Below are 12,538 nucleotides of genomic sequence, written 5' to 3' on the forward strand. Positions count from 1 at the left end.
GGATGTGGGTCCAGGAAGTGTGTGGCGGGGCCGGGGGCGGCGTATTGAACAAAATTGCGCAGGTTCAGGCGGCGTGACGGGCGAACAGCTTTTCCAGTTGCTGCCACAAGGCCGGGTCGGTGCTGAACGCCACGTTGAAGCGCATCCAGCCGGTGGCCTGGGCGTCGACCATGAACAACTGGCCGGGGCCGATCATGATGCCGCGCTCCAGGGCGTCGTCCACCAGCGCTGCGCTGTTGGCGATCTGCGGGTGGCGGGTCCACAGGTACATGCCCTCGTCGGACTCGACGAAAATCTCGAAGCCCAGGCGGTTCAGGCGACGGCTGACCTCCTGCTGCGCCTCGGCCAGGCGCTGGCGCAGGCGCTTGAGGTGCTTGCGCCAGCGCCCGTCGGTGATGGCCGCATACACCACGCGCTCCATCACCTGTGAGGTGGTCAGGCCCGAGCGCATCTTCAGTTGCAGCAGCTTCTGGATCAGTTCGGGGTTGGCCAGCATGTAGCCCACCCGCACGTTCGGCGAGATGCTCTTGGAATAGCTGCCCACGTACACCACCTGCTGCAGGTGGTCCAGGCTGCTCAGGCACGGTTGCGGTTCGGCCACCATGTCGGCGTACAGGTTGTTCTCCACCAGGCGAAAGCCGTGTTGCGCCGACAGTTGCAGCAGGCGGTGCAGTTGCGCCAGCGGGGTGCGCGAGCAGGTGGGGCTGTGCAGGTGCGGCTGGGTGAAGAACACCGTGGGCCGGTGGTGGGCCAGCAGCCGCTCGAGATGCTCCAGGTCGTACCCGGCCGGGGTGCGCGGCACGCCGATCAGGGTGGCGCCCTGAAAGCGCAGGATGCTCATCAGGTTGGGGTAGCCCGGGTCGTCCACCAGCACCACATCGCCTGGGCGCACCAGGGTGCGCACCGCCAGGTCCAGCGCCTGGCTGGCGCCGTGGGTGAGCATCAGCTGGTTGGGGTTGGCCACGATGCGCTGGTCCTGTTCCAGGTTCTGCGCGGTGAGGGTGCGCAGCTCGAGCAGGCCCATGGGGTCGCCGTAACCGCTCAGTTCCATCACGCTGCCGGCCACCTGGCGCAGGCCGCGGCGCAGGCCGTCCTCGAACATCCACTCGTTGGGCAGCCAGCCACAGCCGGGCTTGAAGGCCAGTTGGCGGCTTTCGAAGATGTTCTGCAGGTACCACTCGGAGTTGAACTCCGGCTTGCCCGGCTCGGCGTCGCTGGCCTGGCTTTCGATGCGCTCGTTGACCGAGCGGTTGACGAAGAAGCCGGCATTGCCGCGGCTGACCAGCAGGCCCTGGGCCACCAGCCGATCGTAGGCTTCGACCACGGTGAAGGTGCTGACCGAGTAGGTGGCGGCGAAGGCGCGGATGGACGGTACCTTGGCACCGGGTTTGAGGGTCTGGTTCTCGATCAACTCACGCAACCCGTTGATGATCTGGTTGACGAGCGGGGGGGCGGAGTCGGGTCGTAATTCAAGCATGTTGGGGCTGTGCCTTCAGGGTGCGTAACGCCTGGCGCCTGCAGGGAACGGGGGTGTACTGCATTGGCGGCCTGTACAGTGCAGTGCATATTTCACGGCGCTGTGCATGGCTCTCTGTGTCGTACATTTTTACATTAGGGGTCTGTATTCGCCAGCTAAAGCATGTTGAGAGGCCCGATCACTACCGCCAGGGGCAAGCCCCCGGGCGTGCACAGCACGATTGCCGACCTTCAAGGCCATGGATGCCCGCCGGGTTTGCGATCCATCCCGTACACAATCAGACACTGACGAGCAATGAAGCCCGGCATTCGCCGGTCTTGCGTGTTCGCTGGAAAAAGAAAAACAAGGGGTAGACAACTGATGGACGCTACATCGACTTCCACATCCTCCAAGGTGGAGCCCGAGAGCAAGCTTAGCGCTTCGCTCAAATCGCGCCACCTGACCATGATGTCCATCGCCGGGGTGATCGGCGGTGCGCTGTTCGTGGGCTCGGGGAGTGTGATCCACAGCGCCGGGCCGGCCGCCATCCTGGCGTACCTGGCCGGCGGCATCCTGGTGGTGCTGATCATGCGCATGCTGGGTGAAATGGCCACCTCCTCGCCAGACACCGGCTCGTTCTCCACATACGCCGAGCGCGCCATCGGGCGCTGGGCAGGCTTCACCATCGGCTGGTTGTACTGGTGGTTCTGGGTCATCCTGATGGCCTGGGAAGCCTACGTGGCGGGCAAGATCCTGCACGGCTGGTTCCCCTCCATCAGCGTCAACGTGTTCGTGCTGGCCACTACCCTGGTGCTGATCAGCGTCAACTTCTTCAACGTCAAGCACTACGGGGAGTTCGAATTCTGGTTCGCGCTGATAAAGGTGGTGGCGATCATATGCTTCCTTGTGGTGTGCGGGCTGGCCGTGGCCAACCTGTGGCCCACCGGTGAGGTCCACGGCATCAGCAACCTTACGGCCCAGGGCTTCATGCCCAATGGGGTGGAGGCAGTGGTGGTGGCCATGCTGGGGGTGATGTTCGCCTTCCTGGGCGCCGAAATCGTGACCATCGCGGCCGCCGAGTCGAAGAACCCGTCCGAGCAGATCGTCAAGGCCACCAACTCGGTGGTGTGGCGTGTGTGCCTGTTCTATGTGGGTTCGATCTTCCTGATCGTGGCCCTGGTGCCGTGGAACGACCCGCTGATGGGCCAGTCGGGCTACGGTTCGTACCGTCGTACCCTGGAGCTGCTGGGCATTCCGGGCGCTGAGTTCGTGATGAACTTCGTGGTGCTGACCTCGGTGAGCAGCTGCCTGATCTCGGCGCACTACACCGCCTCGCGCATGCTGTTCTCGCTGTCGACCCGCGGTGATGCACCGTCGTTCTTCAAGATCACCCGCGCCGGTACCGGTGTGCCGGTGTTCGCCATCATCGGTTCGTGCTCGGTGGCGGTGTTCGTCGCCCTGATCAACTTCAGCGACACCCTGCGCCCGAAAGACGTGCTGGACGTGCTGATGAACACCACCGGCATGATCGCCTTGCTGGTGTACCTGGTGATCGCGTTCTCGCAACTGAAGATGCGCCGCAAGCTGGAAGCCGAGGGCAAGGAAATCCGCCTGAAGATGTGGCTGTTCCCGTGGCTGACCTACTTGGTGATCGTGTTCATCATCGGGTGCCTGGTGACCATGGCCTTTGTGCCGGACTACCAGGTACTGGTGTTCTCCACCGGTGCGGCGGCGGCCATCGTGGCACTGATGGGCGTGTTCATGCACGTGCGTGCGGCCAGGCAGCTCAAGGGCTGACAGGCACCATGACGAAAAAGACCAGGGCCGCAAACGGCCCTGGTTTTTTTTTGCCTGCCCGCGGCGCGGATGCCGCCCGCCGGGTTCGTCCTACAGGCAGTGGCCGTGATGCCGGTAAACAATCCCCATTACGGCACCGGGCAATCATCGCAACGTTGATTGCAGTGTGCCAGTACGCCTGCCTAGCATGCCCGTTTGCTCGATTCGGCACGGAGTGCAGGCATGAAGATCGTTCACAAGGCTGGCCTGGCGGCCGCCACATTGCTGTTCATTACCACCGGATTGCTGTCGGTCACGCAGGTCAGCCAGGTGCGCGACGCCCTGCACAAGCAAGTGTCTGCCGGCATCGCCGAGTCCAGCGGTGCCCTGGCCCGGCAGATCGAGAACTGGCTGAACGCCAAGCTCAAGCTCATGGGCCTGGTGGCGCAGGTCATCGACAGCCGCTACAGCCCTGAAAACACCCAGCGCATCATCGACAGCCCGATGCTCAAGGACGAGTTCATCCTGATATTCGGCGCCTTGCAACGCGACGGCAAACCCCTCACCAACACGCCCAGCTGGCGCCCCGATGCGAGCTGGGACGGGCGCACACGGCCCTGGTATGCCGTTGCCAAGGGCGCCGACAAGGCGGTGCTCACCGAGCCCTACATCGACTCGGCCACTGGCGAAACGCTGATTTCGGCGGTCACGCGCCTCTACGATGGCGCTACCTTCGCCGGCGTGCTGGGCGGCGATATCCGCCTCAAGAGCGTGGCCGATGCCATCAATACCCTGGACTTCAACGGCGCCGGCCATGCCTTTCTGCTCAGCCGCAACGGCACGATCATTTCCCACCCCGACAGCCAGTACAACGGCAAGCCCTACAGCAGCCTGTTCGATGGCCAGCACCCGGCGCTGGACAGCCAGCTGCAGACGGTTCGAACCGGCGATCACGATTCACTGGTGTCCTTCACCCCGCTGACCTACCTGGAGGGCATGGACTGGTTGATCGGCGTGGTGCTCGACCAGCGCATCGTGATGGCCGAGGCCGACAGCCTGACCTGGCGTGCAGTGCTGGCCACGCTGCTCGGCGTGCTGGTGAGCCTCGTGGTGCTGGGCCTGCTGCTCGGGCGCCTGCTCAAGCCGCTGGAGCTGCTGCACCGCTCGTTCCATGAGGTCAACCAGGGCGACGGCGACTTGACGCGGCGCCTGCCCGACGGCGGCAATGACGAGGTGGCGCTCGTGTCGCGCGAGTTCAACGGCTTTCTGGGCAACCTGCAGAACCTGATCCATCAGGTGATGAGCACCTCCAACCAGGTGCGCGAGAGCACCCACCTGACGTCGGCCGAAGCCACCCGGACCGATGAACGCCTGCAGCGCCAGTTGCAGGAGCTGGACCAGCTGGCCACGGCCATGCAGGAGATGGCCTCCACCGCCGAAGACGTTGCGCGCAACGCCCAGGCAGCGGCGCAGGCCGCAGTGATTGCCGACGAGGAAGCACACGGCGGCGAGGACGTGGTGCGACGCTCGACCGCGGCGATCCGGCAACTGGCCAGCGAAATGGACGACACCGGCCATGCAATCAATGACCTGTCGCGCCTCAGCGACAACATCGAGTCGATCCTGGCGGTGATTACCAGCATTGCCGAGCAGACCAACCTGCTGGCGCTCAATGCCGCCATCGAGGCTGCACGTGCCGGCGAGACGGGGCGAGGTTTCGCGGTGGTGGCTGACGAGGTGCGCACGCTGGCCTCGCGCACCCAGCAGTCGACCCAGGAGATCCGCCAGATGATCGACCAGCTGCAGGCCGGGGTGCGCCACGCCGAGTCGCGCATGCAGCACAACCGCGACAGCGCCGGCAAGACCGCCGAGGAGGCGGGCGCGGCCAACGACAGGCTCGTGCGCATTCGCCAGGCGATCACCCGCATCAACGACATGAACACCCAGATCGCCACCGCGGCCGAGCAGCAGAGCGCCACCAGCGAAGAGATCAACCGCAACACCACGACCATTCGCGACATCAGTCATGAAGTGGCCGCAGGCACCCAGGTGCAGGTGCGCCAGTGTGCGGTGATGGTGGAGCAGGTGGGGCAACAGCACCACCTGCTGGGGCGTTTCAACCTGTGAGGCGGGGGCTCAGGCCTTGAGCGAGGCCATGTCGATCACGAAGCGGTACTTCACGTCGCCGGCGATCATGCGGCTGTAGGCCTCGTTGATGTGCTGGATGTCGAGCATCTCGATGTCGCAGCAAATGCCGTGCTCGGCGCAGAAGTCCAGCACCTCCTGGGTTTCGGCGATGCCGCCGATCAGCGAGCCGGCCAGTACGCGGCGCTTGAGCACCAGGTTGGCGGCGTGCAGGGGCGGCTCCACCGGTTCGATCAGGCCCACCAGAATGTGCACGCCGTCGAACTTCAGGGTTTCCAGGTAGGGGTTGAGGTCGTGCTGCACCGGGATGGTGTCGAGCAGAAAGTCGAAGTGCCCGGCCACGGCGGCCATCTGCGCGGCATCGGTGGACACCACCACATGGTCGGCGCCCTGGCGGCGGGCTTCCTCGGCCTTGCTGGCCGAACGGGTGAACAGGGTGACTTCGGCGCCCATGGCCTTGGCCAGCTTGATGCCCATGTGACCCAGGCCGCCCATGCCGAGGATGCCGACCTTGTGCCCGGCCTTGACCCCGTGGTGCTTGAGCGGCGAATAGGTGGTGATGCCGGCGCAGAGGATCGGCGCGGCGCTGGCCAGGTCCATGCCGGCCGGAATGCGCACCACGAAATGCTGGTCGACCACGATACTGCTGGAATAGCCGCCCATGGTGTTGCTGCCGTCGACCCGGTCGGGGGTGGCGTAGGTCATGGTCGGGCCTTCGAGGCAGTACTGCTCCAGGTTGGCGGCGCAGGCCTGGCAGTGGCGGCAGGAGTCGACCATGCAGCCCACACCCACCAGGTCACCCACCTGATAGCGGTTGACGCTGGCGCCCACGGCAGTGACCTTGCCCACGATTTCGTGGCCGGGCATCAGCGGGTACACGGCGATGCCCCATTCGTTGCGGGCCTGGTGGATATCGGAGTGGCACACGCCGCAGTAGAGAATCTCGATGGCCACGTCGTCGGGGCGTGGGCTGCGGCGCTGGAAGGTCATGGGGGCGAGGGGCGTGGTGGCCGACTGGGCGGCGTAGCCGATGGCGGTGTCCATGGGGGAACCTCGCAAAAGCAATGACGGTAGAGGCGGCGCATTGTCCGCGCGGGCAACGGGCGTGCCCACCGGCATTCCTCTGCGTGTCATGCCTGATTCTCCGGACCTGCGGGGGTGTCGCCCGGGCGGGCCGCTTCGCCGGCAAGGCCGGCGCCTACTGGCGAAGAGGCGAGTCGAATCCGGTCAGTGCGCGGCCTGCTCCAACAGCTGGTAGATCCGCTCATCCTGCGCGTGCGCCACATTGAAGCGCAGCCACGGCACCACCCGCGCATCGGGCATGAACAGTTGCCCGGGCGCGAGCAGAATCTTGTGTTCGCGTGCGTCCATGGCCAGTGCCGTGGCGTCTTCGACCTGGGGGTGACGGGCCCACAGGAACAACCCCGCATGGGGCTTGACGAAGATCTCCATGCCCACCGCCTCGAGCTTGCGCGCCACCTGTTCATGGGCCAGGGCCAGGTTGGCCTGCAACTGCTTGACGTGCTTGCGGTGGCGCCCCTGCAGCAGCACCTCCAGTGCCAGTTCCTCGGCAATTGCCGAGGTGGTCAGGCCGCTGGCCATCTTCAGTGGCACCAGTTCGTCGATCAGGTCGCGGTGCGCGGCAACGAACCCCACCCGCAGCGACGGCGCGATGCTCTTGGAGAAGCTGGCCACGTAGATCACCCGCGCCAGCTGGTCCATGCCTGCCAGCGCCTGCTGGTCGGACGGGTCGAGGTCGGCGTAGATGTCGTTCTCCACGATCAGGAAGTCGTACTTTTCCGCCAGTTGCAGCAGACGGTGGGCCACCGCCAGTGTCAGGCTGGTGCCGGTGGGGCATTGCAGGCGCGTGTTGGTGAAGAACACCTTGGGCCGGTGTTCGCGGATCTGCGCCTCGAGCACGTCCAGGTCGATGCCGTCGCGGGTGCGTGGCACCCCCAGCAGGCGGGCCCCCTGCAGGCGCAGGTTGAGGAACAGGTTGTGGTAGCCCGGTTCGTCCACCAGCACGCTGTCGCCGCGGTGCACCAGGTAGCGCACCAGCAGGTCCAGCGCATGGCTGGCGCCGCTGGTCAGCAGAATCTGCTCGGGGTGGGCGTTGACCCGGGTATCGAGCAGTTTCTCCACCAGCCGGGCGCGCAGGTTGGCGCACCCCTTGGCATGGCCGTAGCCGGTGAACTCGCTCGGGTCGCGGCGGCTCAGTGCGCGCAGGCTGCGTTGCACCCCGTCATCGTCGCTCCAGGGCTCGGGCAGCAGGCCGATGCCCGGGCGCAGGTCCATGCCCAGTGGCTGGAACACCTTCTGCAGCAGCAGGTAGGCGTCGAAGTCGAAGGCATCGTCGCTGGCACTGGGCATCGGCGGCGGGGCGGGGGTGTCGGGGGCGCTGCGTACATAGAAGCCGGCATTGCGCACCGCCGTCAGGTAACCCAGAGCCACCAGCCGGTCATAGGCCTCGACGGCGGTGAAATGGCTGACCTTGTGGGTTTGCGCGAACTTGCGGATGGAGGGCAGCTTGGTGCCCGGGCGCAAGCGCTGTTCGTTGATCGCGAGGGTGATGCCCGCAACGATCTGGTTGACCAGCGACTGCGACGAGCTGGCATCCAACAACATCATAGAAAACATCCGTCAGGCGAGGGTGTGGCGGTGGGTGTACTGGTGAAAACACCATAACAGGGCCGGCACAACCAGCGCGTTCTGTGCATGGTGGGCCGCCGGGGGCTGCTGCAACATCCCTGCATGCCGGCGGGCCAAGTGCCCGAAACATACCATGAACAAGGAGGCGCGATGCACCCCAACACCCCGCGGATCGACGCGCAGCAGGTTTCGCCCGAAGAGTGGCAGACCCGTTGCGACCTGGCAGCGCTGTACCGGCTGCTGGCCCACTTTCGCATGACCGATCTGATCGACACGCACATCTCGGCCCGTGTCCCCGGCGAGCCGGGGCATTTCCTGATCAACCGCTACGGCGTGCTGTTTCACGAAATGCGCGCCTCGGACCTGATCAAGATCGACCACCACGGCAACACCATCGACCCTGGCTATGACGCCGGCAGCGTCAACCGTGCCGGCTTCAACATCCATTCGGCGATCCACGCCGCACGTCCGGACCTGGCCTGTGTGGTGCACACCCATACCGCTGCCGGCATGGCCGTGTCGGCCCAGGAGCAGGGGCTGTTGCCGATCACCCAGCATGCGCTGAAGTTCTATCGCCGCCTGGGTTACCACGACTACGAGGGCATTGCGCTGAACCCGGCCGAAGGCGAGCGCCTGGTCAGGGACCTGGGCCCGCACATGGCGATGATCCTGCGCAACCATGGCCTGCTGGCCGCCGGGCGCTGCATTGCCGAAGCCTTCAACCAGATCTACTTCCTGGAGCGCGCCTGCCAGGCGCAGGTACAGGCACTGGCGGGCAACTCGCCGCTGCGCCTGCCGGACGAAGCGGTCTGCGAACTGACCGCGCAGCAGTCCGACGCCGAATTCGATCAGCAACTCCACCTGTTGGCCTGGACCGCCGCCTTGCGCCTGATCAGTGGTGATCAGGTGGATTACCGAAGCTGAAGTGCGACCACCCGAAAGGACGCCCAGCGTGTATCAACTCTGCCAAAACCAATAAATTACAGAGGTAGACATGAAAAAAACCACCATTGCCGCCGTGTTGCTCAGTGCTTTTGCCGCCAACGCCCTTGCTGCCGAAATCACCGTGATTTCGTTTGGCGGTGCCAGCAAGGATGTACAGACCGAGGCCTTCTACGCCCCCTTTGCCGCCGCCAGCCACAGCAAGGTGGTAGCGGGTGAATACAACGGCGAAATGGGACGGATCAAGGTCATGGTCGACACCAACAGCGTCAACTGGGACGTGGTGCAGGTCGAGAGCGCCGAACTGATCCGTGGCTGCGAGGAGGGCCTGTTCGAACATCTGGACCTCAACCGTATCGGCAAGGAAGCGGATTTTGTGCCCGGCACCCTGTCGGACTGCGGCGGCGGCCTGCTGGTATGGTCGATGGCGCTGGCCTACAACGGCGACAAGCTCAAGCAGGCGCCTACCGGCTGGAGCGATTTCTGGGACACCAAGAAGTTTCCGGGCAAGCGCAGCCTGCGCAAGGGCGCCAAGTACACCCTGGAAGCGGCACTGATGGCCGATGGCGTGCCGTATGCCGACGTGTACAAGGTGTTGTCGACGCCGGAAGGGGTGGAGCGTGCATTCCGCAAGCTGGACCAGATCAAGCCAGACATCCAGTGGTGGGAGGCCGGTGCGCAGCCGATGCAGTTCCTGGCCAGCGGCGACGTGGTGATGAGCACCGCGTTCAACGGCCGGGTATTCGCCGCACAGGCGGCCGGCGCCAATGTGCACACGGTATGGAATGGCAGCATCTACGCCATCGACTCGTGGGCGATCCCCAAGGGCAGCAAGAACAAGGCCCTGGCCGAGGACTTCATCGCGTTTTCGCTGCGCCCGGAAAACCAGAAGATCCACACCACCAAGCTGGGCTATGGGTCGACCAACCTGCATACCGCCGGGCTGCTTGACCCTGCACTGGCGGCACAGTTGAACACCGCGCCGGACAACCTGGCGCAGGCCATCCCGATGGACAGCGAGTTCTGGGTCAACAACGGCGAAGACCTCGAGCAGCGCTTCAATGCCTGGGTTGCCAAGACCAAGTGAGTGAACCCCTTCGCCAGCAAGGCTGGCTCCTGCACCAATCGTTGTAGGAGCCAGCCTTGCTGGCGAAAGGGGCACAACCGTCAATGCCTCTCGTTGTCAGTTCAGCGACTTCAGCACCGCCTCCAGCGTCTGCACGAACAGATCGGCATGCTCGCGCTGGAAGATCAACTGCGGCCTGATCTTGAGGATGTTGGCCGCCGGCCCCGCCGAACTGATCAGCACGCCACGTTCACGCATGCCGTTCACCACCCGTGCCGTTGCCTCGGTGGCCGGCGCCTTGCTGGCACGATCGGTTACCAGCTCGACCCCCACGAACAGCCCGGCCCCGCGTACGTCGCCAATCAGCGGGTAGCGCTCGGCAAGCCCTTGAAGACCCGCCTTGAAATATTCGCCCACCGCCGCGCAGTTGGCCATCAGGCCTTCGCCCTGGATCACGTCGAGCACCGCGTTGGCTGCTGCACATGACACCGGGTTGCCGCCGAAGGTGTTGAAGTAGCGGGCGGTGCGACCGAACGCATCGAGCACCTCGCCGCGGAACACCGCCCCGGCAATCGGCTGGCCGTTGCCCATGGGTTTGCCCATGGTGACGATGTCGGGCTGCACGCCATGGCGTTGGTAGCCCCACATGTGCGAGCCGGTACGGCCAAAGCCCGATTGCACCTCGTCGGCGATGTACAGCAGGCCCTCTTCGCGGGCCACGGCCACCGCCTGTTGCAGGAAGCCGGCCGGGTCGGACAGCACGCCATCGCTGGCGAAGATGCCGTCGAGCAGCAGTGCTGCCGGCTTGATGCCGCAGCGGCGCAGGTCGGCGATGGCGGCGCGCACGTCGTCGGCGAAGATCTGTGCCACGTTCTCGGCGCCCAGGCGGTAGGCGTCGGGAGCCCGCACGGTACGCACGAAGTCACCCACCGGCACGCCCGCACCCAGCGAAGGCGAGGCGGCGGCGATCTGGTCGGTCACGCCGTGGTAGGCCAGCTGGGTCACGATCAGGCCGGTACCGCCGGTGTACTGACGGGCGATGCGCAGGGCCAGGTCGTTGGCCTCGCTGCCGGTGCAGGTGAACATCACCTGGTCCAGCTCGGGCGGGAAGGTGGCCAGCAGTTTCTCGGCATAGTCGAGGATGCCTTCATGCAGGTAGCGGGTGTGGGTGTTTAGCACCTTGGCCTGCTCGTACAGCGCCTCGACCACCTTGGGGTGGCAGTGGCCGATGGAGGCCACGTTGTTGTAGGCATCCAGGTAACGCTTGCCGTCGGCGTCGTACAGCCACACGCCTTCACCCTTGACCAGGTGCAGCGGGTGTTCGTAGAACAGGCGGTAGGCCGGGCCCAGCACGCGCGCACGGCGCTCGATCAGGGCACGTTCGGTTTCGCTAAGGCGTGCGGCATCTTCGGCGGTGAAGCCATTGATCATGGTCATTTACAGCGTCTCCTCGGAGCAGATACGACGAATCTGTTGCTGCGCGACCTCGCGCGGCACGTCAGCCAGGGCCTTCAGGCCACGCCAGGCAGACGGCGCGTTGCGCAGGATGTAGGTGCGGTTTTCCGGGTACAGCGCAGCGCGCCAGTTGGTGATGGTCACGGTCAGCACCAGGCGGGTGGCGATCAGGTCCACCAGCAGTTCCTGTTCCAGCGGCTCCAGCGGCGCGATGCGGTGGTAGGCGCGGATGAACGGTGCAGCGTGTTCCAGCGGGTCGCCCTGGCTGCCCAGTTGATAGGCGGCGCCCACGGCCAGGTCGTTGACCAGCGGGGCATGCACCATGTCGCCGAAATCGAGGATGTTGCGCACCGGGTGCGGCTGGCTGGCATCGACGATCACGTTGTGCGGGTTCAGGTCGTTGTGGATCACCTGGGCGCGCAGGCCCTTGAGGTGCGGTTGTGCGTGGCGCTCGAAGTTGTCCAGAAAGTGCTGGGCCAGTTGGCGCTCTTCACGGTCCTGGATCAGGCCGATCTTGTCGCTCAGCCGCGAGGCGTGCTTGAGGTCCCACAGCAGCTCGTGCCCGGCGCCGGGGTGGAAGAAGCCGCGCAGGGCCAGCCCCAGGCGGGCCAGGTGCTCGCCCAGGCTGCTGCGCAGCGCCACGTCGGGGTGTTCGACGCGGTGCAGGCAGATCCCGTCGACGAACGAGAACAGCCGCACCAGCAGCGGCTGGCCATCGAACATCAGCGGGATCTGGTAGCTGCCGCTGGTGTTGGGGTAGATGCGCTGCACCGCCAGGGTCGGGTCGCAGTGCTGGATGTGCAACAGCGCCTGGTTCTGGAAGTCGGCCACCTGCGGGTCTTCGGCCGCGTTGGAGACCTTGAGCAGGTACTGGGCGCCGTCGGCGCAGGTGATCTGGAAGTTGAGGTCACGCTCGCCGGTGAGCAGGCGGCACGCGCCGTGCAGGCCGAAGTACTGCGCTGCCACGGCCTGCGCCTGTTCGGCCGAAACCTTGGGCGGAGCTGCGACCAGCAATGCGTCGAAGGCAGGGGGTGTGTGAAGGGTCACTG

General features: G+C 65.3%; 9 protein-coding genes and 1 pseudogene. 5 read left to right on the plus strand and 5 right to left on the minus strand.

Going from position 1 to position 12,538, the window contains the following annotated elements:
• Positions 1-64 precede the first annotated feature (64 nt).
• On the minus strand, positions 65-1,477 hold the full coding sequence (locus tag LOY33_RS09945; RefSeq protein WP_043861689.1) for a PLP-dependent aminotransferase family protein: 1,413 nt from the start codon (positions 1,475-1,477) through the stop codon (positions 65-67).
• A gap of 360 nt (positions 1,478-1,837) precedes the next feature.
• Here LOY33_RS09945 and LOY33_RS09950 point away from each other — a divergent pair, with 360 nt between their 5' ends.
• From LOY33_RS09950 to LOY33_RS26020, 3 genes and pseudogenes are all read left to right on the plus strand, one after another.
• A complete protein-coding gene (locus tag LOY33_RS09950) occupies positions 1,838-3,253 on the plus strand; it encodes an amino acid permease (protein WP_043861690.1) in 1,416 nt (471 codons plus the stop codon).
• A gap of 222 nt (positions 3,254-3,475) precedes the next feature.
• Positions 3,476-4,501 (plus strand): annotated as a pseudogene (locus tag LOY33_RS26015) (cache domain-containing protein); the annotation flags it as partial.
• A 30-nt stretch (positions 4,502-4,531) separates the two neighbouring features.
• Entirely contained in the window at positions 4,532-5,359 is an 828-nt protein-coding gene (locus tag LOY33_RS26020) for a methyl-accepting chemotaxis protein (protein ID WP_370409199.1), read from the plus strand.
• Between the two features lie 9 nt (positions 5,360-5,368).
• On the opposite strand, the gene LOY33_RS09960 is transcribed toward LOY33_RS26020, so the two are convergent.
• On the minus strand, positions 5,369-6,421 hold the full coding sequence (locus LOY33_RS09960; RefSeq protein WP_258662531.1) for an NAD(P)-dependent alcohol dehydrogenase: 1,053 nt from the start codon (positions 6,419-6,421) through the stop codon (positions 5,369-5,371).
• A gap of 183 nt (positions 6,422-6,604) precedes the next feature.
• Complete coding sequence (locus LOY33_RS09965) at positions 6,605-8,005, minus strand: PLP-dependent aminotransferase family protein (RefSeq protein WP_258662533.1); 1,401 nt, start codon at positions 8,003-8,005, stop codon at positions 6,605-6,607.
• A gap of 171 nt (positions 8,006-8,176) precedes the next feature.
• Here LOY33_RS09965 and LOY33_RS09970 point away from each other — a divergent pair, with 171 nt between their 5' ends.
• Both LOY33_RS09970 and LOY33_RS09975 read left to right on the plus strand, forming a co-directional pair.
• Positions 8,177-8,950: a class II aldolase/adducin family protein gene (locus tag LOY33_RS09970; protein ID WP_078481037.1), complete on the plus strand. Its 774-nt coding sequence runs from the start codon at positions 8,177-8,179 to the stop codon at positions 8,948-8,950.
• A 70-nt stretch (positions 8,951-9,020) separates the two neighbouring features.
• The gene (locus LOY33_RS09975; protein ID WP_058540381.1) at positions 9,021-10,055 is read left to right on the plus strand and encodes an ABC transporter substrate-binding protein; all 1,035 of its coding nucleotides are present in this window, start codon (positions 9,021-9,023) and stop codon (positions 10,053-10,055) included.
• A 96-nt stretch (positions 10,056-10,151) separates the two neighbouring features.
• Here the strand turns inward: LOY33_RS09975 and LOY33_RS09980 are convergent, their stop codons facing one another.
• Entirely contained in the window at positions 10,152-11,471 is a 1,320-nt protein-coding gene (locus LOY33_RS09980) for an aspartate aminotransferase family protein (protein WP_043861696.1), read from the minus strand.
• Positions 11,472-12,536 carry a phosphotransferase gene (locus tag LOY33_RS09985; protein ID WP_116053598.1) on the minus strand — a complete coding sequence of 355 codons (1,065 nt, stop codon included), beginning with the start codon at positions 12,534-12,536 and terminating at the stop codon, positions 11,472-11,474.
• Positions 12,537-12,538 lie beyond the last annotated feature (2 nt).

This window comes from Pseudomonas sp. B21-036 (assembly GCF_024748925.1).
GTDB lineage: Bacteria > Pseudomonadota > Gammaproteobacteria > Pseudomonadales > Pseudomonadaceae > Aquipseudomonas > Aquipseudomonas palmensis.

Excerpts from the sequence above, each read along its gene's own strand:
- LOY33_RS09965 (WP_258662533.1), bottom strand. The coding sequence starts at position 8,005 with ATGATGTTGTTGGATGCCAGCTCGTCGCAGTCGCTGGTCAACCAGATC.
- LOY33_RS26020 (WP_370409199.1), top strand. The coding sequence starts at position 4,532 with ATGAGCACCTCCAACCAGGTGCGCGAGAGCACCCACCTGACGTCGGCC.
- LOY33_RS09950 (WP_043861690.1), top strand. The coding sequence starts at position 1,838 with ATGGACGCTACATCGACTTCCACATCCTCCAAGGTGGAGCCCGAGAGC.
- LOY33_RS09980 (WP_043861696.1), bottom strand. The coding sequence starts at position 11,471 with ATGACCATGATCAATGGCTTCACCGCCGAAGATGCCGCACGCCTTAGC.
- LOY33_RS09960 (WP_258662531.1), bottom strand. The coding sequence starts at position 6,421 with ATGGACACCGCCATCGGCTACGCCGCCCAGTCGGCCACCACGCCCCTC.
- LOY33_RS09975 (WP_058540381.1), top strand. The coding sequence starts at position 9,021 with ATGAAAAAAACCACCATTGCCGCCGTGTTGCTCAGTGCTTTTGCCGCC.
- LOY33_RS09945 (WP_043861689.1), bottom strand. The coding sequence starts at position 1,477 with ATGCTTGAATTACGACCCGACTCCGCCCCCCCGCTCGTCAACCAGATC.
- LOY33_RS09970 (WP_078481037.1), top strand. The coding sequence starts at position 8,177 with ATGCACCCCAACACCCCGCGGATCGACGCGCAGCAGGTTTCGCCCGAA.